This is a genomic window from Brucella sp. GW823-FHT04E01 (assembly GCF_058796175.1).
Genome location: NZ_JBXAIK010000001.1, coordinates 247,150 through 268,621 on the forward strand (window position 1 = coordinate 247,150; position 21,472 = coordinate 268,621).

Sequence of the window (21,472 nt, forward strand, 5' to 3'; positions counted from 1 at the left end):
ACCCACCCGCAATCGTTGGCGGGACTGGATAAGGATGATCAGAATGTCGAATACCGTTTCCATGCAATTTCCCGATGGCTCTGTGCGTGAATACGATGCGTCGATGACCGGCGCGGGCCTCGCTGAATCGATTTCCAAATCTCTCGCCAAAAAAGCTGTTGCCTATGCCGTCGATGGCACCGTGCGCGATCTTTCCGATCCTCTCGGCGCTTCCGGCAAGATTGAGATTCTGACCCGCGAAGACCCGCGCGCGCTCGAACTCATTCGTCACGATACGGCGCACGTACTGGCAGAGGCCGTGCAGGAGCTTTTTCCGGGCACGCAGGTTACCATTGGCCCCGTTATCGAGAACGGCTTCTACTACGACTTTGCGCGCAACGAACCGTTCACGCCCGACGATCTTCCGGTGATCGAAAAGAAGATGCGCGAGATCATTCAGCGCAACAAGCCTTTCACCAAGGAAGTCTGGTCGCGTGAAAAAGCCAAGCAGGTTTTTGCCGACAAGGGCGAGAACTACAAGGTCGAGCTGGTGGAAGCCATTCCTGCCGGGCAGGACCTCAAGATTTATTATCAGGGCGACTGGTTCGACCTCTGCCGTGGCCCGCACATGGCTTCAACCGGCCAGATCGGCAATTCCTTCAAGCTCATGAAGGTCGCCGGGGCTTACTGGCGCGGTGATTCCAACAATCCGATGCTGACCCGCATCTACGGTACGGCTTTCGCCAACGACAACGATCTTCAGGCCTATCTCCATATGCTTGAGGAAGCCGAAAAGCGCGATCATCGCCGCCTTGGCCGTGAAATGGACCTGTTCCATTTCCAGGAAGAGGGACCGGGCGTTGTGTTCTGGCACGCCAAGGGCTGGAAGATGTTCCAGAATCTGGTGAGTTATATGCGTCGCCGCCTCGACAGCCATGGCTATCAGGAAGTGAACGCGCCGCAGGTGCTCGACAAATCGCTTTGGGAAACCTCGGGCCACTGGGGCTGGTATCGCGACAACATGTTCAAGGTAACCGTTGCCGGTGACGAAACCGATGACGATCGTGTCTTTGCGCTGAAACCGATGAACTGTCCCGGCCATGTCATGATCTTCAAGCATGGCCTCAAGTCCTATCGCGACCTGCCGATCAAGCTTGCGGAATTCGGTAATGTGCACCGTTACGAGCCGTCAGGCGCGTTGCATGGCCTGATGCGCGTGCGCGGCTTTACGCAGGACGATGCGCACATCTTCTGCACAGAAGAGCAGATGGCTGCCGAATGCCTGCGCATCAATGACCTGATCCTGTCGGTCTACAAGGATTTCGGTTTCGAAGAGATCACCATCAAGCTGTCGACCCGTCCTGAAAAGCGTGTCGGCTCGGATGAGCTCTGGGATCGTGCCGAAAGCGTGATGATGTCGGTGCTGGAAAAGATCCAGCAGCAGTCCAACAACATCAAGACCGGCATTCTGCCGGGCGAGGGTGCGTTCTACGGTCCTAAGTTCGAATATACGCTGAAGGACGCCATCGGTCGTGAATGGCAGTGCGGCACGACGCAGGTGGACTTCAACCTGCCGGAACGCTTCGGCGCCTTCTATATCGACAAGGATTCTGAAAAGCGCCAGCCGGTGATGATCCACCGCGCGATCTGCGGCTCGATGGAACGCTTCCTCGGCATCCTGATCGAGAACTTCGCCGGTCACATGCCGCTATGGTTTGCTCCGGTGCAGGTTGTCGTCGCCACGATCACCTCGGATGCCGACGAATATGCGGCGCAGGCTGCGGCAAAGCTGAAAGCCGCCGGACTGCAGGTCTCGACCGATCTGCGCAACGAGAAGATCAACTACAAGGTTCGTGAGCATTCCTTGCAGAAGGTTCCGGTGATCCTTGTCTGCGGCAAGCGTGAAGCCGAAGAAAACACGGTCAATATGCGCCGTCTCGGTTCGCGCGATCAGGAATCCATGACGCTCGATGAAGCCATTGCACGACTGGTGGAAGAGGCGACCCCGCCCGATCTGCTCCGCCTCAAGAATGGTGGCTAACAATAAAAAGGCCGCGCATTGCGCGGCCTTTTGCTTTTGAAGATAGTTTAAACTCAATCCATGCTGTCTTGAACGGATTCGGATTCGCCATTGGCGACGACTTCGACTTCCTCGTTCTTGCCGGATGAAACCTTGAAATCGCGCTGATAAATGCGGTCCTTGTTCTTGGCGACGGCAACATAATCGCCTTCGATAAGGACCATCGACGAATAAGCGCCAGCACTTTCGCGTACCACGTCGCCGGAAGCGTTCAGAATTGACCATGACGTATCGGCAAGCGCTTCGCCGCCGCGCTCGCGCACAAGCTTCAACGTCACTTCCGCGGCCCGATGCTGAACGGTCGCTTCCGTCAGTTTTCCGGCTTCCACGCGAATATCGGCCCGAATGGTGGCATTGGCCGTGCCATAGTTGGAAACAACATGATAAGTGCCGCTGTTGAGGCGAATGATCGCGTTCGGCTTGACGTCGGGCACGATCAGCGAACGATCATTATTGTCTTCGTCCGCATAGATCGAGAAACGCAGGAGATCGTCATTAATCTTGCCGCCATCCGGCAGAATCGCACTGAGCTTCATCCCGCCCGCATCGAGCATCATCACTTCATGACGGGTCGCGTTGCCCACCGTGATCCGCTTGGTAGCACCGGCGCGCCCATAGGCGACATGCACCAGATAGCTGCCCTCGGGCAGATTGAAAACAGCGCTGCCGCCCTTTGCACTTGCGATCAACGGCAGTTGACCATCCGCTCCGACATCCGGCGAGAACACGCGCCATACAAGCCCCGCCGGAATGTCACCGCCACCTTCACTCAACCGCGCCTTGAGATCGAGTTCACGCGTCTGGACGAGCGGATTGTTCTCCGGGCTGGATGGGGCGGCATAAGTGTTCAGTGTCGGAAGATCGAGCGCTGGCTGCGGCAAGTCTGGCAGGCCAGTCGTGGTGGTCTGCAACTGTGGAATATTTGTCTGCGGATCTAGGCTCTGAGCCAACGATGGCATTGCACTGACGGCAAACGCGAACGCCGTAAAAAACGATCCTCCGCGCAGGGCAATTTTTCTCTTTGGGTAAAACAGGTTCAAGCGATCCGACATGTTGTATTTTTGAGCCCATGCGGGTGGCGAATTCAAGGCCAAATCGCTTCCGGCACCCGCATTTTTCCAACTTCTGTTGATTAATCGTTTCTGGAATTTTGACTTTACAGTACGGATGCAAAGGGCGAGAAGAAGCAGCCCCGAATAAGTGGAGCAATATAAGCAGCATTTTAGTGACGAGGTTATCCGTGGCCCATCCGATCTTCGATTTTCTGGCACAGCGCAGTTCCACACCGATTTCGGCAATTTCCGGACCAGCACCCGAGGGCGAGGAACTTGCAGCCTTGCTGAAAGTTGCAGCACGTGTGCCTGATCACGGACGCCTGACGCCCTGGCGTTTCATCCTGTATCGCGGTGATGCACGGCTGAAAGTCGGCGAGTATCTGGCCCAACGTGCCGAAGAAATTGAAGGTCCGATGCCGGAAGGACGCAAGGAAAAAGAGCTTACGCGTTTCTCGCGTGCGCCGCTCGTCGTCGGTGTCGTGTCGGCGCCTGTCGCGCATGAACGCATTCCGGAATGGGAGCAATTCCTTTCGGCTGGCGCTGTCGCAATGAACCTTTGCACGGCTGCGAACGCGCTTGGTTATGCCAGCAACTGGATTACAAACTGGTATTCGGACGACGCTTCCGCCCGCGCTTTTCTGGGACTGGCACCCAATGAACGTGTTGCCGGGTTTGTTCATATCGGAACGGCGGCAAACAAGATGCCGGAACGCCCGAGAGCCGACATGGACAAGATCGTTACCGAATATTCCGGCCCATGGACGCAAGCTTAGAACTGACTTCAACAAGACTTTCTAATCAGCGGATAAACATATGTTTTATGAACCGAGGGAAGGGCACCCGCTGCCCCATAATCCGTTCAAGGCAATCGTTGCACCACGCCCCATAGGCTGGATCGGGACGAAATCGAAGGAGGGCGCCGTCAACCTCGCGCCCTACTCCTTCTTCAACGCGATCTGTGACACGCCGCCTATGGTCATGTTCTCATCGAGTGGTGTGAAGGACAGCGTTTCATTCATCGAAGAAACCGGCGAGTTCACCGCAAATCTGGTGAGCGATCATTTGAGAACCCAGATGAATGCATCATCTGTCGACGCGCCTCGCGGTATCAGCGAGTTCGAATATGCCGGACTAACCCAGACGTCGAGCAGGCTTATCGCAGCCCCACGCGTCAAGGAGGCCTATGCAGCGTTTGAATGTGTCGCGGTGGAAATCAAACGATTGCAGGACAAAGAGGGCAGGCCGACCGACAATTACATGGTGATCGGTGAGGTTGTCGGCGTGCATATCGATGAACAGGTCCTGACCAACGGTCTCATCGATATCGCGAAAGCCAGACCTGTCAGCAGACTTGGCTATATGGATTTTGCCACGACGGAAAGCGTCTACCAGATGTTCCGTCCAAAATGGGAAGATGAGAAATAGACCGATTGCACATTCCAGCGAAAGTGTGAAACGGTTTTGCGCCCGGAAATGCTTAAAAACAAATAGTTAGAGGCCTTTTTTCTTGGCTTCGCCCCAGATTGCTTCCATTTCATCGAGAGTAGCGGCGTCAAGGTCGCTTCCGGTTTCACCGAGCGTTTTTTCGATGAAATGGAACCGCCGCTTGAACTTCTCATTGGCTGCGACGAGCGCGGTTTCCGCATCGATCTCAAGATGGCGGCCCAAATTGACCATAGCAAACAGCAGGTCACCATATTCCTCTTCGATATCCGCGCGCTCCTTCGCCGCCATAGCTTCCTTCAGCTCTGCGGTTTCTTCGGCGATCTTGTCGAGGATCGGTGCTGCCTCAGACCAGTCGAAGCCGACTTTGGCGGCTTTCTGCTGAAGTTTCAAAGCACGAAGCAGGGCAGGGAAGGCGTGTGGAATATCGTCCAGAAAACCGTTCTTCTCGGCCGTTTCAAGTCCGAGTTTCTCACGCCGTTCGGCCCGCTCGGCTTTTTCCTCAGCCTTGATGCGATTCCACGAGCCCTTGGCCATGCCTGCATTTCTGGCTTCAGCGTCACCGAAAACATGCGGATGCCGACGTATCATCTTGTGCGTGATAGCTTCGACAACATCGCCAAATGCAAAGCTGCCCTGTTCTTCGGCCATGCGCGAATGGAACACCACTTGCAACAACAGATCGCCAAGTTCTTCGCGCAGATCGTCCATATCATTGCGCTCTATGGCATCGAGGACTTCATAAGTTTCCTCAAGCGTATAGGGCATGATGGATTCGAAACTCTGCTCCACATCCCATGGACAGCCGGTTTCGGGGTCACGGAGCGCTGCCATGATTTCCAGAAGGCGATCAATATTGCGGGATGGTTTCATCATCGCTCCGTCAAACTTGGCTGATCTATTGCAACCATTCAAGAGAATCGCACCGGATGGCTTGAAGTCTGTTACTGATTTTGCATAGTCAGCCGGGGATCGCACATCAGGGCGGTATGTTCAACAAGCGGATACATAAACGATGACAATTCTTGTGACTGGCGGCGCTGGTTATATCGGCTCGCACACCTGTGTTCAGCTCATCGAGGCAGGCCACGACGTCGTTGTGGTCGACAATTTTGACAACAGCCACCCGGAAGCCCTGCATCGCATCGAAAAGATTACCGGGCGCACGCCGCGCCGGGAAGCAGGTGATATTCGAGATCGCGCTTTTTTGGAACAAGTGATCCGGCATCACAAATGCACTGCCGTCATTCACTTTGCCGGTCTGAAGGCCGTCGGTGAATCGAGCGAAAAGCCGATGCTCTATTATGATTGCAATGTGGTGGGCACGCTCCGCCTGTTGCAGGCCATGGAAGCAACCGGCGTCAAGACACTGGTTTTCAGCTCATCAGCCACGGTCTATGGCGATCCGCAGAAATTGCCAATCACGGAAGACCAGCCGCTATCGGCAACCAATCCCTATGGTCGGACCAAGCTCGTCATCGAAGACATGCTTCGCGATATTTATAACGGCGACAACAGCTGGAAGATCGCCATCCTGCGTTATTTCAACCCGGTTGGCGCACATGAGAGCGGCCTGATCGGCGAAGATCCAAAGGGCATTCCGAATAATCTGATGCCGATCATCGCGCAGGTCGCGACCGGTCGTCGCGAAAAACTGAATGTCTGGGGCAATGATTATTCAACGCCCGATGGCACCGGCGTTCGCGACTACATTCACGTAGTGGATCTGGCCGCCGGCCACTTGAAGGCACTCAAGAAGCTGGATGAGCCGCAGTGTTTCGAGGTGAATCTCGGCACGGGGCAGGGCTATAGCGTTCTGGACGTCGTGAAGGCCTTCGAGCATGTTTCGAACCGCGAGATCAAATACGAGATTGCGCCGCGCCGTCCAGGCGACGTTGCTGAATGTTACGCTGATCCAACCTTTGCCCGCGATTTCCTCGGCTGGTCCGCAGAGAAGAACCTCCGCGAAATGTGCCAGGATATGTGGCACTGGCAGTCGAAGAACCCCAACGGTTACGAATGAACCAGCTTGGATTGTAAATTGGAAGCCACATCTCAAAAGTGTGAGCTATCGCGCCATATCGGGAGGATTGAAACTCCTCCCGAGAGGTTTATGAACGAATGTGAGTTTTGAATGAAGCGGGCGTCGCGCTCCGCAATGCCTGCAAGATTGGACGATATGATGCGCTTCCTGCCTGACAAATTCACCAGCATGCTGATCGTGACCATTCTGCTTGCGTCCGTGCTCCCCGTGCACGGTGATTTTGCGGACTGGTTTGCGCTGGCAACGAAATTTGCTGTCGGGCTTCTGTTCTTTCTGCATGGTGCAAGGCTCTCGCGTGAGGCCGTCGTTGCAGGCATAACGCACTGGAGGCTGCATCTGGCAGTCCTGTCATCGACGTTCGTCCTGTTTCCGATCCTCGGTCTGGCGGCAGGCTGGACCATTCCCGGCTTGTCGCAATCAGCTTTCTACACAGGTATCCTCTTTCTTTGTGTTTTGCCTTCGACGGTACAGTCGTCCATAGCCTTCACCTCAATTGCAGGCGGCAATGTTTCAGCGGCAATCGTATCAGCATCTGCGTCGAACATTTTCGGCATGTTTCTCACGCCCTTGCTGGTCGGCTTGTTGTTCGCAGTCAAAGGCGGTGGTGGAATATCGGTCGATGCGCTCGAATCCATTCTGTTGCAGCTGCTCGCACCCTTCGTACTCGGACAAATTCTGCAGCCATGGATCGGCAGTTTCATGCGGCGGCACAGCAAAGCACTCGGCTTTGTTGACCGAGGCTCGATCCTGATGGTCGTTTATCTGGCTTTCAGCGAGGCTGTGGTTGAAGGTCTTTGGCGTACCGTTTCATGGCACGATCTCGGCATGATGGTGGGCGTCAACATCGTTCTGCTGGTCGTTGTGCTGCTGGCCACCTGGTACGGCAGCAAGTTGCTCGGTTTCAATCGTCCCGACCGCATCACGATCATGTTCTGCGGATCAAAGAAGAGCCTCGCCAGCGGAGCTCCAATGGCAAGCGCGATTTTCGCCGGTGCGAATGTCGGCAGCATCGTTCTGCCTTTGATGCTCTTTCACCAGATCCAGCTTATGGCCTGTGCTGTGATTGCACGAAAGCTGGCGGATCATAAAGGACAAGACGAGCGCGTCACAGCAGCTGCCGAGTAGGGAACCATCTGATTGCAGCGACCCCGCTTGCGAGATTTTCCAGATAAGCGTAGGAAGCGGGGAGGGATACTCTTGCTCTACGCGCTCGAATGTCCACCAAAGTAAGAAATTATAGATTTTACAAACACTTACATACCGCATCTAACAGATGCCAAGAACAGAAGAAGGGCCGATCTTTATGGCTGAGAATGACCAACCAGCTTTTGATCAGGAAGCGCTTGCAGAAGCCTATGAGCGGGCGCTTGCACTGGAAAAAGCTGGCGATTTCGATGCCGCTGCCAAGGCCTATGAAGATGTGCTGCGGATCGATCCTGATGACCATGGCGGCGCAGCCGTGCGGCTTGCGAGCATGGGACGCGGCGCGGTACCTCTAAAGGCACCGGATGCCTATGTGTCGACACTCTTCGATCAACATGCCGAAATGTTCGACACGATCCTTGTTGACCAGCTCGGTTATGACGTTCCGCTGCAGCTGCGGGAAATGCTCCTCGACATGAACGACGAGTTTTTCGCTGAACGCATGCTCGATCTGGGCTGCGGCACTGGCTTGTCAGCTGATGCGCTCGATGACATGGCCGGACATAAGACCGGCGTCGATATCTCGGAGAACATGATCGAAGTCGCTTACGAGAAAGGCGACTATCAGGTGCTGTTCGTCGGCGAAGCCGTTCGTTTTCTCGAAACCACGAGCGAACAGGATTGGGATCTGATCGTGGCTACCGATGTTTTGCCATATATGGGCGAACTCGACAAATTCTTCACGGGCGTTGCCTCGCATCTGTCATCAGGCGGACATTTCGGCTTCTCCAGCGAGACGCTGGACGATACAAGGCTTGCCGGGCGTGCATTCATGGTCGGAGACTATCAGCGCTTTGCACACGCACAAACCTATGTGCGTGCAATGCTCGACAACCACGGAATGGATTGTGTGCGTTGCGAAGATATCGTCGTTCGCAGCGAACAAGGAGCGCCAGTTCCAGGCCATCTCTATATCGCTCAGCGTCGCTAGTACTCTGGGCTGATATTCAGGGTTCACATCTAAGTCTCGAAGGAGCTCAGATGTCGACAGCGCCGCAAGCGATTGTCGCGATGTTTCAAGACAGATGGATATGGGTTGGTTCCATAATCTATCTTATGTGATCGATGTACGTCACTAAGCATTAGCCGATTGTATCCTGCCCTTCACACCGATTGGACGCGCAGCAGCCTGCTTTACATCGTTGATTTCAATCATTTCGAAGAATCGCGTGACGTGAGAAACACGACCAGTATCACAGCAATCTGTCTTGGCATCTAAGACCAAAGCATGCGTGTACTGTCGGTCCATATAGGCTATTACCCGGGCGGCGCCGTATTTCGCAGATGGTCGGTAGCGATATCTTGCTTTCGAGACGGTGAGCGCCATTTCCGGCTCAAGTCCGGATGGGAAGGAAGGTAGATTTAAAGATGTTGGAAGCACGTATTCGAAACACTTCGCTTCGAGACAAGATCATTACCGCTGAACAGGCCGCGAGCCTTATCCAGGACGGTATGGTCGTCGGCATGAGTGGATTTACCCGCGCTGGCGACGCCAAGGCTGTACCCGTTGCCATGGCTGCCCGTGCTGCGACAGATCCCTTCAAGATCACGCTGATTACTGGCGCTTCCCTCGGCCACGACGTCGACAAGATTCTTACAGAAGCACACGTGCTCTCGCGGCGCATGCCGTTTCAGGTCGACAGAACCCTGCGTGCCGCGATCAATCGCGGCGAAGTGATGTTCATCGACCAGCATCTTTCCGAAACTGTAGAGCAATTGCGCTCAAACCAGATCGGTCCTATCGACTACGCCGTGGTCGAGGCTCTTGCCATCACCGAGAGCGGCGGAATCATTCCCACGACATCGATCGGCAATTCGGCAAGTTTTGCCATTCTGGCCGATAAGGTCATCGTTGAAGTGAACCTTAATCAGCCTATGGCGCTTGAAGGTCTGCACGACATCTATATTCCAACGAAGCGCCCTTCCCGCGACCCTATACCGGTCACGGCGTGCGACAGCCGCGTCGGCCTGCCCTATATCCCGATCCCACCGGAAAAGATCGCAGGCATCGTCATCACGCAGGAAAATGACAGCGCCTCGACCGTGGAACCGGCCGACGGTGAAACAATAGCCATTGCGGGCCATCTGATTGAATTTCTGATGCAGGAAGTCGCTGCCGGACGTCTTGATCTGACGCTCAATCCGCTTCAGGCTGGCATCGGCACCATTGCAAATGCCGTATTGAACGGTTTTGCCGATAGCCCGTTCCACAATCTGCGCATGTATAGCGAAGTGCTGCAGGACAGCACCTTCGACCTGTTCGATGCCGGAAAGCTCGACTTTGCATCAGGATCATCGATCACGCTCAGCCCCACCTGTGGAGAGCGTGTCTTCAACAATATCGACCGTTACCGCGACAAGCTTATTCTGCGCCCGCAGGAAATCAGCAACCACCCGGAAGTCATCCGTCGTCTCGGCATTATCGGTATCAATACAGCGCTCGAATTCGACATTTATGGCAATGTGAATTCCACGCATGTCGACGGCACGCATATGATGAACGGAATTGGCGGTTCAGGCGACTTTGCCCGTAACGCCTTCATCTCGATCTTCGTGACCAAATCCGAAGCCAAGAACGGCGCGATATCGTCCGTCGTTCCGATGGTCACGCATATCGACCATACGGAGCATGACGTGGACATTCTGGTAACGGAACAGGGCCTTGCCGATCTGCGCGGCCTCGCCCCTCGTGAGCGGGCCCGTGTCATCATCGACAACTGTGCGCACCCGGATTATCGCCCACAACTCAACGATTATTTCGACCGCGCTTGCGCACGTGGCGGGCATACACCTCATCTAATTGAAGAGGCTTTCAGCTGGCATCAGCGCCGCCGCGAGACGGGCAGCATGCGTAGCTGAATATCTGAAAAATCTTGCACTGTTCGGCGCCAGTTTGATTTAAGTTATTGCTTACAAAGCGGAACCTTCTTTTCCTTGGAACGTTAACCGGCACATCGTTTTTGGATTGGAGACGATGTGCCGCTAGCAAGAGCCCTGCTCTTTCTTTCGGTTTGAACGGGCTCAATCGGCGGCGTCGAGGAACGGTCGTCGGTTAGGCAACGCAACCCCAAGTTCCGGGAAGGATCAGACCGCCTATGTCCATCCTCATCAGCCTTCTGATAACAATTCTTGTTATCTTCCTCGTACTTTATCTCATCAACATGCTGCCTCTGGATGCCAAGGTCAAACAGATCGCTCAAGTTATCGTGATCATTATTGGCATCATTTCGCTTCTGAAATATTTGGCGGTCTTCTGATTCAAGCCATCAGCAGTCATAGTGCCGGCGAAATCCCGGCCAAAATCCCGGAGTGTCAGGCCGCTCCGGGATTCGTTACAATGCCTAACCCAGGGTATTTCCTGACTTATATTAGCCACTTACGATTTATGTCTCATTGAGACGGTTCTTTTAAACATAGTTGTGCTTAATTACATTTCCTCGTAACATATATTCGCTATGCTACCTGTGATTGTGTCAATAATGGCACTCATAGACAAAAAATTGCAAGAAGCGCATGGTGGTATCTTTCCCCTCTCCGGCGTTCCTTTTATAAGGCCCACAAAATAAATGCCCGTTCTTAATAGGGATCAGGCGCGGGTCGTAGATCATCCTCACTCAGGGTTGGGAGCGCGAGGAAATGAAGAAGACTGCTCTACTAAAAGCAGCCTTGATAACGTTGTCTGTCGTGTTGTTCTCTCTCGGGGCAACCTCGATAGTGGCGTTCACTTCTGGCGTCACGCCTGGCATCGTCGCGCTCGGCCTCAGCGCGGGCATTCCCGCAGCCACGGCCTTCCCTTCTCTTGCCTATATTTTTCATCAACATAGCAAGTTGCAAGACGCATATCTCCAGCTTGAAAAAGCGCATGTCGAACTGCAGGCACGGTCACGGATCGACCACATGACTGGTCTTCTCAACCGTGAAGCGTTGTTCGAAGCCATGAAGATCAGCCGCTCCCGTATCGAAACCGGCACCTTGCTCGTTATCGATGCCGACCATTTTAAGGCGATCAACGATACGTTTGGCCATGGCGTCGGCGACCGTGCCTTGAAGCTGATCGCATTCGCGCTTCAGAATGTGACGCGAAAAGGCGATCTTGTCGGCCGTATCGGTGGGGAGGAATTCTGCGTTTTTCTGCCGGGTGCCAGTGGAGAGACCGGTATGCGGGTTGCACAACGCATACGCGCAGAAGTAGAAAATACGCCGTTTCACACAACGGAGTATCAGGTCTATCCGTTGACGATCAGTATCGGTGTTGCCTCTGCGCCGAAAAATGAGACGAACTCGCAGGTACTCAGCCGCGCTGATCGCTGCCTCTATATTGCGAAGCAGCGCGGACGCAATTGCGTGGTCTTCGATGAAGAAAGTGGGCGCCTTGCCAGCGCATCTGTCGTTTCTATCGTAAGTGCTCGCGAAGTGGCGCGCGGATAGCGCCGCGCTTCATTCCCAGGGTTCTATTACCTCTTCGGACCAACCGACCGGCACGAATCCCATTTTTTGATAGAGTTGCAGAGCACGCGGGCTGTCGAGTGTATTGGTATGGATCGTCACCTTTTCCGGTCCATGCGCCCAGGCTGCGGAAATGGCCTCACTCAGGAAAAACTTTCCGAGACCCCGCCCCTGAAAATCATCGATGAGACCGAAATAGACAATCTCGGCAGCCTCCGGCAGAGCGGTCAAGTCGAGTTCGACAAATCCAGCGGGACAGCCTTCTGCATAGAGAACGTGGATTTCAGTCGTATCTGCATGAATTACGGCTGCAACTTCCGCATCCGTCTGAACACGGCGCATCATCCAGTGATGCTTACGCCCGATCTGTTCATAGAGATAGCGGTAGTAATGGACCGGCATGGCACCCGCGCGCATCATAGCGAGGCGGATACCAGACGGCACCGGCACCTGAACTGCCTGACGGGCAGACATTTCCAGGTGGGTGATGCGGGCGGTCAGTTTTCCGGTCATGCTTATTCAGCTTCACCGGTGACAACTGGTGTATCCTGCCGGCTTCCCCATTCACTCCAGGAACCGTCGTATAGACGATTATCCTTGTGACCGACCGACGCCAATGCAAGCATGATGACCGCTGCGGTAACGCCAGAGCCACAGCTCGTAACGACCGGTTGTGAGAGATCAACACCGGCCTCGTCGAAAATCTTGCGCAGGCTTGCAAGGTCCTTTAGCTCACCGTTTTCAGACAAAGTGCCAACGGGAACGTTGCGTGCACCGGGCATATGGCCGGAGCGCATGCCTGCCCGCGGCTCGGCATCGCGTCCGGTGAAGCGTCCGGCTGCGCGTGCATCGGCGATCTGCGAGCGTCGCTCGTCCACAATTTCGCGCATCTGCACGAAATCGACCACTGCGGCCTCGTCGAATGATGGCGTGAACAGCGTTGGCGCAATCTTTGTAGCTTCTTCGGTCACCGGATAACCAGCCTTTTTCCAGCCGTCGAAGCCGCCATCAAGTACATAGACATTCTTCACACCCATCACGCGGAACATCCACCAGACGCGCGGTGCGGAAAACATGCCGACTCCGTCATAGACAACAACTGTCTCATCAGCCGTAACTCCCATGGCACCGACATGCTGCGCAAAAAGCTCTGGCGACGGCAGGGTGTGCGGCAGACCGGATTCCTTGTCAGCAATCTTGTCCTGATCGAAGAACACAGCGCCTGGAATATGTGCAGCGTTGTATTCTTCCTGCCCGTTGCGTCCAGCAGCCGGGAGATACCAGGAGGCATCGACAATCGCGATGCCCGGCTTGCCGAGCCGTTCTTTCAACCAGTCCCGTGAAACGACGAAGGCGCTTTTCTCTACCATGGGTAAACACTCCTCAAGCATGTTTCGTAAAACCGGGAAACACGCAGAAAAAAATGGGTTCAGGCTTCTGGCAGGGAGCCAAAGCGAATGCGGAACCGGCGGTTTTCCTTGCCCTTTTTCTCGATCTTGCCGATGTGGATTTCACCCACTTCCTGCGTTTCGGAAACGTGCGTACCACCGCAAGGTTGCGAATCCACCACGCCGTTTTCACCGATAAGAACAAGGCGTATGCGACCGAGCCCCGCCGGAGGACGCACATTCTTCGACTTTACGATATCCGGATTTGCAAGGAATTCTTCATCGCTGATCCAGCGAATGGCAACCGCGTCATTGGCATTCACCCGCTCCATGAGCCTTTCGGTCACGAATTCCTTGGTGTAGCTCGGATCGGGAAGATCGAAATCAACGCGACTTTCATCCTCGCCCACCGCAGCGCCGGTAATCGGAAACGGGCAGACAACGGAAAGCAGGTGGCAGGCCATATGCATCCGCATCAGCTTGTAGCGACGCGGCCAGTCAACATGCAGGACCAGCTTTTCACCGACAGTGGGCGAAGCCTGTCCTTCTGCCGGAACATGAATGATTTCGTTCTTGTTTTCGCCCGTAACGGTTGCTGAAATCTCGATACGAGAACCATCCGCGCGCTCGAGAAAGCCGATATCCCCCGGTTGGCCGCCGGAGGTCGCATAGAAGTTTGTCTGGTCGAGAATAATCCCGCCCGTCTCGGTAATGGCGAGTACCGTGCCCTCCGCCGTTGAAAGATAGGAATCTTCGCGGAAAAGCGCTTCGGTCTCGTATGCCATGATTATCCCTCGAACGGTATGTCTATCTCGGTCTTCCTCTCCAGCCATCCCGGCACTGGCAGGTTCTTGCCACGCAGGAAAGCAGGATTGAACAGCTTGGACTGGTAACGATTACCATAGTCGCAAAGCACCGTCACAATTGTGTGGCCCGGCCCGAGATCTTTTGCAAGCCGGATTGCGCCTGCAATATTGATACCCGAAGAACCGCCGAGGCAAAGTCCCTCATTTTCCACGAGATCGAAAACGATATCGAGCGCCTCCGCGTCGGAGAGGCGATAGGAGAAATCGGGGGTGAACCCCTCAAGATTGGCGGTGACACGCCCCTGCCCGATGCCTTCGGTGATCGAGTCGCCTTCGGCTTTCAGCTCGCCCGTCGTGTAGAAGGAATGGAGTGCGGCTCCATATGGATCGGCAAGTGCGATCTTGATATCAGCATTGTGGTCCTTCAGACCGAATGCGGTGCCGACAAGCGTTCCACCTGATCCGACAGCGGCGACAAACCCATCCACCTTGCCGTCGGTATCCCGCCAGATTTCCTGCGCCGTGGTTTCGATATGGGCCTGCCGGTTGATCGGATTATCGAATTGATTGGCCCAGACCGCGCCGTTCGGCTCGCTTCTGGCAAGTTTTTCGGCCAATCGTCCCGACAGGCGCACATAATTGTTCGGATTGCGATAGGGGGCGGCTGGAACTTCAATCAGTTCGGCGCCAAGCAGGCGCAGCGCGTCCTTCTTTTCCTGGCTTTGCGTTTCGGGAATAACGATAACTGTCCGATAGCCAAGCGCTTTCGCGACCATCGTGAGGCCGATGCCGGTATTGCCGGCCGTACCTTCAACGATGACACCACCGGGTTTCAGAAGCCCACGCTTTTCGGCATCGCGAATAATATAGAGCGCTGCGCGGTCCTTCACCGACTGTCCGGGATTGAGAAACTCGGCCTTGCCATAAATTGCGCAGCCGGTAAGTTCGGAAGCCTTTTTCAAATGGATCAATGGCGTATTGCCGATTGCGTCGAGCACCGATTGGAACATGGCTTCCGTCCTTCCTGTTTTGAAGAGGAAATTATGAGGAACGGCCCTGCCCTTCAAGCAAGCATGGAATATTTTTCCAAGCCATTACGCAAATTGAAACCCATCCTGCGCTCATAAATAGAAAAGCCGCCCGAAATGGGCGGCTTTTTGAAAAAATATTCAAGGCAAGCTTACGCTGCGCGCTGTCCGCCATTGCCGTTGGCATTGCGGCGCTTGCGGCGGAACGGACGCTTCGCTTTCGGAGCGGCTTCACCTGCTGCGTGACCGCCTGTACGATGGTCGCCTGACTTCGGGGCTGCACGACGCGGCTTCTGCGCCGTTCCGCCCTTGCGATGCTGGGTCTTCTGCGGGCGTTCGCCCGGAGCTGCCGCACGCGGTGCCGGAGCAGGTGCAAGCTCCACAGGTGCATCCTTGATCGGAAGCTTGTTACGCGTCACACGCTCAACGGCTCTCAGCTTGGATTCTTCCGCTGCCGGATCATAGAGCGTGATCGACGCGCCGCTGGCGCCATTACGGCCGGTACGGCCAATACGATGCACATAGGTTTCCGGCTCGTCAGGCAGATCGTAGTTCACGACGTGGCTGATACCCGGCACGTCGATGCCGCGAGCAGCAATGTCCGTTGCGATCAAAATCCGCAGCGATCCATCACGGAATCCGTTCAGCGCACGCTGACGTGCATTCTGCGACTTGTTGCCGTGAATGGCGGCGACTTCATAGCCATCGCGTTCCAGATGACGGACGACTGCATCGGCACCATGCTTCGTACGGGTGAAGACGATGACCGAACGCATAGCCTTGTCACCCAGCAGCGCGGAAAGAAGACGGCGCTTCTCCTTGGTGTGCACAGGATGCACAACCTGCGTGATTTCAGCAGCCGTCGTTCCCTGCGGAGCGACTTCCACACGAACCGGATCACGCAGCAAGCTTCCTGCCAGCGACGCGATTTCCTTCGGCATGGTGGCCGAAAACAGCGCGGTCTGACGATCAGAATGCGTCGCTTTTGCAATGCGCTTCACATCGTTGATGAAGCCCATGTCCAGCATACGGTCCGCTTCGTCGAGGACGAGCCAACGCGTCTGCGAGAGGTCAACCAGACCGTCACGCATCAGATCGGTCAAACGACCAGGCGTGGCGATCAGAACGTCGATGCCCGGTGCGATGCGCTTGATCTGGGACAGCTTGGAAACGCCGCCCAACACAAGCGCTGTCGAGATATGCGCGTGTTTGGAAACATTGCGGATCGTCTGTTCAATTTGCACGGCGAGTTCACGCGTTGGCGCCAAGATCAGCGCGCGTGCAGTTTTTGGACGGCGCTTGTCGCCGAGGCCGATGATCTTCTGCAGGATCGGCAGGCTGAAAGCTGCGGTCTTGCCGGAGCCCGTCTGCGCGATACCAAGAATATCGCGGCCTTCAAGCTGGTGTGGAATCGCCTGCAACTGGATCGGCTTCGGCTCGGTCATGCCAGCGGCTTCGACGCCCTTGAGCAAAATGCCGGTAACGCCGAGAGCGGCAAAGCCGCCCGTAATTTCTTTTGTCAATTCAATCTCTTTCGGCGGCACCATGATGTCATGGTCCGCATACAAATGCCGGTCAAGCGCAACTTGCCGAACTCTATCTGTTCAATGATAACGACGGGACGCCGAAGCTTATAAACTCCAGGCGACTTGCGCTGCCGTGCCCGAACATTTTCTCGGGTCTCCCCGCTTCCGGACCATTCCGGAAGACAGAGGCGAGACGCAACAAGTCCAATGCCGGGAAAGCCGACGAACACGTCGGCCCATGCGCCTGACGCGGCATATGGGGTGTTTTCGTCGAAAAAGCAACTGATTTCGCTTAAGGCACCGAAATCAGATGATGAAATCAGCGAGCACCTGATTGTCCGTTATGTCCTGATAGGCCCAACCGGCTTCTGCGAATTTCTTTTCCAGAAGCTTGAAGTTCGCCGCGTTCTTCGTTTCGATGCCGATCAGCACAGAGCCGAAATTACGCGCCGATTTCTTCAGATATTCGAAACGCGCAATATCATCTTCAGGACCCAGAAGATCAAGGAACGACCGAAGGGCGCCCGGCCTTTGCGGGAAGCGGAAGATGAAATATTTCTTCAAGCCTTCGAAGCGCAGTGCACGCTCACGAACATCCGGCAGGCGCTCGAAGTCGAAATTGCCGCCCGAAACAACAATGACGATGCGCTTGCCTTTGAGGTCGCTCTTCTTGAAGTCCTTCAACGCATCAATGCCGAGCGCGCCCGCTGGTTCAAGCACGACGCCCTCAATATTGAGCATTTCGATGATTGTTGCGCAAAGCCGGTTTTCCGGAACCGTTATAACAGTTTTCGGATCGAACCCTTTGAGAAGCTTGAAGTTTTCTTTTCCGATCTCGGCAACAGCTGCACCATCGACGAAATTGTCGACATGCGTAAGTTTGATACGCTTGCCTGCTTCAAGGCTCCCTTTCAGGCTCGCAGCGCCCTGTGGCTCGATAAAGCGGAAACTCGTCTTCCAGCCCAGATCTGAAACATATTGCGTAACGCCGCCGGACAATCCGCCGCCACCGACAGGCAGCAGAATAAAGTCGGGCTTCTTTCCCTCCGGCAACTGCCGCTCGATCTCAAGCGCCACCGTCGCCTGCCCCTCGACGATACCGGGATGATCGAAAGGTGGCACCATCACGCCCTTCTGGCTTGCGGCAAACTCCTGCGACGCGGCATAGCAAACGTCGAAAATATCGCCCACCAGCTTGATTTCAATGAATTCGCCGCCAAAAGCGCGGGTCTTGTCGATTTTCTGCTGCGGCGTCGTAACCGGCATGAAAACGACACCCTTGCGGCCAAAATGGCGGCAGACGAATGCAAAACCCTGTGCATGGTTGCCTGCGGAAGCGCAAACGAACACCGCATTCTTGTCGGTCGTTTCGACTGCCTTGGAGATGAAGTTGAAAGCGCCACGAATCTTGTAGGACCGGACCGGTGTGAGATCTTCGCGCTTGAGCCAAATTTCCGCACCGTACTTCCGTGAAAGGTAATCGTTGAGCTGCAGCGGCGTTTCAGGAAACAGCGCGCGCATTGCCTTTTCGGCCTCGGATACGGATTTGACGAAGGCGGTCATTATTCGACTTTCTGCATTTCCTGCTGGTTTTCCGCCCATGGCTACATGGGTTTGACAATGCAGACAAGGTTGAAGCTCGTCAGGTCGCCAAATCAACGATTTAGAGTAAGCATATATTCGGCAATACTAACTGTTGATGTTAACAGGCTTTGTGGCTTGAATTCGTGACACAAATCATGACATAGACGAGGGTAATTGCTGCGGTCGTGGCGAAATTGGTATACGCAACGGACTTAAAATCCGTCGTCTTTTAGACTTGCGGGTTCAAGTCCCGCCGACCGCACCACCTCCTCCTTTTGCGCTCAGTTTTCCCATATCCGCTCCAGGCAACCTCGCCTTGACAATTTGCTGCCCTATCCTCCAGTTTTCCCCTACTCGAAACAGATGCAGACGGAACAATGGAAGAGCAAGCCACACAGTTGATCGCAAATACAAACGCATTCGTTCTCCAGATGTACGACCTTCTCATACGATACTCAGTCTCCACACTCGGTGCGCTGATTATCCTTTGCGTCGGCTGGATACTGGCCGGAATCCTTCAAAAATGGACCATACAGTCGCTGTCGAAAATTCGCGGCTTCGACCAGACTCTGGTCGGATTCTTCGGCGCTGTCGTCCGCTACAGCATACTCGTCATCATTCTGGTCATGGTTCTCGGGCAATTTGGCGTCCAGACCGCGTCCATTCTCGCAGCGCTAGGCGCCATTGGCCTTGCTATCGGCCTCGCCCTTCAAGGTACGTTGCAGAACATCGCAGCAGGCATCATGATTCTGGTCCTCAGGCCATTTCGCGTTGGTGAATATATCAGTGCAGGCACCGTCGTCGGCACCGTGCAAGACGTCGGCTTGTTTGCGACGGAGCTCAAAACCATTGATGGCCTTTACGTGCTGGCACCCAATTCTTCTCTTTGGAATACGCCCGTCACCAATTACAGCCGCATGAAAACCCGCATGCACGAGTTCAAGGTGGGGATTGGCTACGAAGACAATATCGATCAGGCCTTCGCGATCATAAAGAAGGTTGTCGAAGATCAGAAAGGTGTTCTCTCAACACCCGCGCCGGCCTATTTCGTATCGCAACTGGGCGACAGTGCCGTTGTTCTCAGCGCCAACTACTGGATAAACAGCGCCGATTATGCGCAGGTGTCGCGCCACACGATCAAAACGGTGAAGATCGAATTTGACAAAGCCGGGATCAACATCCCTTATCCGCAAATGACTTATCATGTCATTGAAAAAGATAATAAAACAGAAACAGTTAACTGATCTTTCTAAACTCTTTTTTCAGAGAAGCCGCAGATTGAATCTGCGGCTTTTCAATAGCTGCTACTCCGCTCAACTGTTCAGCTTGGCAGTGATTTCCGCAACACGCTTGCCCTGAAACCGCGCCCCGTCCAGTTCCTGTTCCGAAGGCTGGCGCGAACCGTCGCCATCTGCAGTTGTCGTCATCCCATAGGGAGCACCACCGCGCACCACATCATTTCCCATCTGCCCCTGATAGGCATAGGAAAGCGGGACGATAATCATGCCCTGATGCTGCATCTGCCACTGTGTGGAAATCAACGCCAGTTCCGCGCCACCATGCTGCGTGGCTGTGGAAACCATCACCGACCCGACCTTGTTAATGAGGGCACCCTTTGCCCAGAGACCGCCGGTCTGGTCGAGGAAATTCTTCATTTGAGCCGCCATCATGCCATAGCGGGTAGCAGTGCCGATGATGATGGCGTCGTAATCCGCGAGTTCAGCCGGCGTGGCAATCGGCGCATCCTGATCGATCTTATAGTGCGAGGCTTTCGCGACATCCGGCGGAACCAGTTCCGGCACCCGTTTGATCGTGACCTCCGCGCCGCCTTCGCGCGCACCTTCAGCCGCCGCCTTGGCCATTTTTTCCATGTGACCATAGGCCGAATAATACAGCACCAGCACTTTAACCATGTGACGTCTCCATATCCCGATTTGTGAGGCCCCAACCTCGACAGGTTCAATTAGGGGAGCCGCCTTCTTTGGGAAGGCACAACTTCTCGCGCCCAAATAAAATGCTGCAATAAAGCAGTTGCAGCCTTGTCCTGCTGGCGCTTAACTGATGCCAGAAAATGGAGTCTGGATATGACCAACAATCCGCAGCAAGCCGTCAAGGCAGCCATGCTGGCAATTGGCGACGAGCTTCTCTCAGGCCGCACCAAGGACAAGAATATCGGACATCTCGCTGATGTCCTGACAGCGGCGGGCATTGATCTCAAGGAAGTACGGATTGTTCCGGACGAAGAAAACGCCATCGTCGCCGCTCTGAATGCACTGCGACCGCATTATGACTATGTTTTCACGTCCGGTGGAATTGGCCCTACCCATGACGACATCACCGCCGATGCGGTTTCTGCGGCCTTTGGCGTGCCTTGTATCTATGACGAAAAAGCCATGAAACTGCTTGGCGACAATTATGCAAAGCGCAGGCTGGAATTCACCGACTCGCGCAAGCGCATGGCGCGTATGCCGCAAGGTTCTGAGCATATAGCGAACCCGATCTCCGCTGCGCCCGGCTTTCATATCGGCAATGTCTATGTGATGGCAGGCGTGCCATCCGTGTTTCAGGCAATGCTCGACAATGTACTGCCGACACTGAAGACCGGCCGCAAGCTTCTGTCCAGATCGGTGCTTTGTCCTTTTGGCGAAGGCGTGATTGGCGCTCCCCTGACGGAAATCCAGAAAGAAAACCCCGATACGATCATCGGTTCCTATCCGAAATTCGAGAACGGGCGCTTCAGCACGGAACTTGTCGTCCGCGGGAGCGATCCTCAAAAAATCGATACGGCAATTGATGCAATCGAAAAAATGATCTCGTCGCTCGAAACAAAAGGTGCCGCTTAATCCTTTGCAACCTTTTGCCCGCGCAACTCGTTGCACTATATGCTAAA

21 protein-coding genes and 1 tRNA gene are annotated in these 21,472 nt (G+C 54.8%); 12 read left to right on the forward strand and 10 right to left on the reverse strand.

What is annotated here, in order from left to right; genetic code table 11:
• Window positions 1-43: 43 nt before the first annotated feature.
• Window positions 44-2,020: a threonine--tRNA ligase gene (gene thrS, locus AC1RHM_RS01370; protein ID WP_029924832.1), complete on the forward strand. Its 1,977-nt coding sequence runs from the start codon at window positions 44-46 to the stop codon at window positions 2,018-2,020.
• A gap of 53 nt (window positions 2,021-2,073) precedes the next feature.
• On the opposite strand, the gene AC1RHM_RS01375 is transcribed toward thrS, so the two are convergent.
• Entirely contained in the window at window positions 2,074-3,018 is a 945-nt protein-coding gene (locus AC1RHM_RS01375; protein ID WP_373366444.1) for an RgsD C-terminal domain-containing protein, read from the reverse strand.
• 281 nt (window positions 3,019-3,299) lie between these two features.
• Between AC1RHM_RS01375 and AC1RHM_RS01380 the strand changes: the two genes are divergently transcribed.
• Window positions 3,300-3,887, forward strand: coding sequence for a nitroreductase family protein (locus AC1RHM_RS01380; RefSeq protein ID WP_010660098.1), 588 nt, complete (start codon window positions 3,300-3,302; stop codon window positions 3,885-3,887).
• Between the two features lie 40 nt (window positions 3,888-3,927).
• On the forward strand, window positions 3,928-4,539 hold the full coding sequence (locus tag AC1RHM_RS01385; RefSeq protein ID WP_151576357.1) for a flavin reductase family protein: 612 nt from the start codon (window positions 3,928-3,930) through the stop codon (window positions 4,537-4,539).
• 66 nt (window positions 4,540-4,605) lie between these two features.
• On the opposite strand, the gene mazG is transcribed toward AC1RHM_RS01385, so the two are convergent.
• On the reverse strand, window positions 4,606-5,430 hold the full coding sequence (gene mazG / locus AC1RHM_RS01390) for a nucleoside triphosphate pyrophosphohydrolase (RefSeq protein WP_029924824.1): 825 nt from the start codon (window positions 5,428-5,430) through the stop codon (window positions 4,606-4,608).
• A gap of 142 nt (window positions 5,431-5,572) precedes the next feature.
• On the opposite strand from mazG, the gene galE reads away from it, so the two are divergent.
• The 3 genes from galE (at window position 5,573) to AC1RHM_RS01405 (ending at window position 8,735) form a co-directional block, all read left to right on the forward strand.
• Window positions 5,573-6,580 (forward strand): UDP-glucose 4-epimerase GalE, encoded by a 1,008-nt coding sequence (gene galE / locus AC1RHM_RS01395; protein WP_010660095.1) that lies wholly within the window; start codon window positions 5,573-5,575, stop codon window positions 6,578-6,580.
• Window positions 6,581-6,739: 159 nt separating this feature from the next.
• The gene (locus AC1RHM_RS01400; RefSeq protein WP_492332488.1) at window positions 6,740-7,726 is read left to right on the forward strand and encodes a bile acid:sodium symporter family protein; all 987 of its coding nucleotides are present in this window, start codon (window positions 6,740-6,742) and stop codon (window positions 7,724-7,726) included.
• A gap of 178 nt (window positions 7,727-7,904) precedes the next feature.
• Window positions 7,905-8,735: a class I SAM-dependent methyltransferase gene (locus AC1RHM_RS01405; RefSeq protein ID WP_010660093.1), complete on the forward strand. Its 831-nt coding sequence runs from the start codon at window positions 7,905-7,907 to the stop codon at window positions 8,733-8,735.
• A 144-nt stretch (window positions 8,736-8,879) separates the two neighbouring features.
• Here the strand turns inward: AC1RHM_RS01405 and AC1RHM_RS01410 are convergent, their stop codons facing one another.
• Window positions 8,880-9,131 (reverse strand): hypothetical protein, encoded by a 252-nt coding sequence (locus tag AC1RHM_RS01410; RefSeq protein ID WP_029376105.1) that lies wholly within the window; start codon window positions 9,129-9,131, stop codon window positions 8,880-8,882.
• Between the two features lie 41 nt (window positions 9,132-9,172).
• Between AC1RHM_RS01410 and scpC the strand changes: the two genes are divergently transcribed.
• The 3 genes from scpC to AC1RHM_RS01425 all read left to right on the forward strand — a co-directional run bounded on the left by scpC (window position 9,173) and on the right by AC1RHM_RS01425 (window position 12,232).
• A complete protein-coding gene (gene scpC / locus AC1RHM_RS01415) occupies window positions 9,173-10,663 on the forward strand; it encodes a succinyl-CoA:acetate CoA-transferase ScpC (RefSeq protein ID WP_010660092.1) in 1,491 nt (496 codons plus the stop codon).
• Window positions 10,664-10,899: 236 nt separating this feature from the next.
• Window positions 10,900-11,061 (forward strand): Thivi_2564 family membrane protein, encoded by a 162-nt coding sequence (locus AC1RHM_RS01420; RefSeq protein ID WP_010660091.1) that lies wholly within the window; start codon window positions 10,900-10,902, stop codon window positions 11,059-11,061.
• A gap of 379 nt (window positions 11,062-11,440) precedes the next feature.
• Window positions 11,441-12,232, forward strand: a complete 792-nt coding sequence (locus tag AC1RHM_RS01425) for a GGDEF domain-containing protein (protein ID WP_012092042.1) — start codon at window positions 11,441-11,443, stop codon at window positions 12,230-12,232.
• 9 nt (window positions 12,233-12,241) lie between these two features.
• Here AC1RHM_RS01425 and AC1RHM_RS01430 read toward each other — a convergent pair whose 3' ends face one another.
• The 6 genes from AC1RHM_RS01430 to ilvA form a co-directional block, all read right to left on the reverse strand.
• On the reverse strand, window positions 12,242-12,763 hold the full coding sequence (locus tag AC1RHM_RS01430) for a GNAT family N-acetyltransferase (RefSeq protein WP_010660089.1): 522 nt from the start codon (window positions 12,761-12,763) through the stop codon (window positions 12,242-12,244).
• A gap of 2 nt (window positions 12,764-12,765) precedes the next feature.
• On the reverse strand, window positions 12,766-13,620 hold the full coding sequence (gene sseA / locus AC1RHM_RS01435; RefSeq protein WP_010660088.1) for a 3-mercaptopyruvate sulfurtransferase: 855 nt from the start codon (window positions 13,618-13,620) through the stop codon (window positions 12,766-12,768).
• A gap of 59 nt (window positions 13,621-13,679) precedes the next feature.
• Window positions 13,680-14,423: an alanyl-tRNA editing protein gene (locus AC1RHM_RS01440; RefSeq protein WP_010660087.1), complete on the reverse strand. Its 744-nt coding sequence runs from the start codon at window positions 14,421-14,423 to the stop codon at window positions 13,680-13,682.
• 2 nt (window positions 14,424-14,425) lie between these two features.
• On the reverse strand, window positions 14,426-15,454 hold the full coding sequence (locus AC1RHM_RS01445; protein ID WP_010660086.1) for a cysteine synthase A: 1,029 nt from the start codon (window positions 15,452-15,454) through the stop codon (window positions 14,426-14,428).
• 170 nt (window positions 15,455-15,624) lie between these two features.
• Window positions 15,625-17,019: a DEAD/DEAH box helicase gene (locus AC1RHM_RS01450; RefSeq protein ID WP_036563724.1), complete on the reverse strand. Its 1,395-nt coding sequence runs from the start codon at window positions 17,017-17,019 to the stop codon at window positions 15,625-15,627.
• 285 nt (window positions 17,020-17,304) lie between these two features.
• Window positions 17,305-18,564, reverse strand: a complete 1,260-nt coding sequence (ilvA, locus tag AC1RHM_RS01455; RefSeq protein ID WP_029376102.1) for a threonine ammonia-lyase IlvA — start codon at window positions 18,562-18,564, stop codon at window positions 17,305-17,307.
• 197 nt (window positions 18,565-18,761) lie between these two features.
• Here ilvA and AC1RHM_RS01460 point away from each other — a divergent pair.
• Window positions 18,762-18,847, forward strand: a tRNA-Leu gene (locus tag AC1RHM_RS01460).
• A gap of 112 nt (window positions 18,848-18,959) precedes the next feature.
• Window positions 18,960-19,826, forward strand: a complete 867-nt coding sequence (locus AC1RHM_RS01465) for a mechanosensitive ion channel family protein (RefSeq protein WP_010660083.1) — start codon at window positions 18,960-18,962, stop codon at window positions 19,824-19,826.
• 69 nt (window positions 19,827-19,895) lie between these two features.
• Here AC1RHM_RS01465 and wrbA read toward each other — a convergent pair whose 3' ends face one another.
• Window positions 19,896-20,495 (reverse strand): NAD(P)H:quinone oxidoreductase type IV, encoded by a 600-nt coding sequence (wrbA, locus tag AC1RHM_RS01470; protein ID WP_010660082.1) that lies wholly within the window; start codon window positions 20,493-20,495, stop codon window positions 19,896-19,898.
• A 171-nt stretch (window positions 20,496-20,666) separates the two neighbouring features.
• On the opposite strand from wrbA, the gene AC1RHM_RS01475 reads away from it, so the two are divergent.
• A complete protein-coding gene (locus AC1RHM_RS01475; protein WP_010660081.1) occupies window positions 20,667-21,425 on the forward strand; it encodes a competence/damage-inducible protein A in 759 nt (252 codons plus the stop codon).
• The last annotated feature ends 47 nt before the right edge of the window (window positions 21,426-21,472 follow it).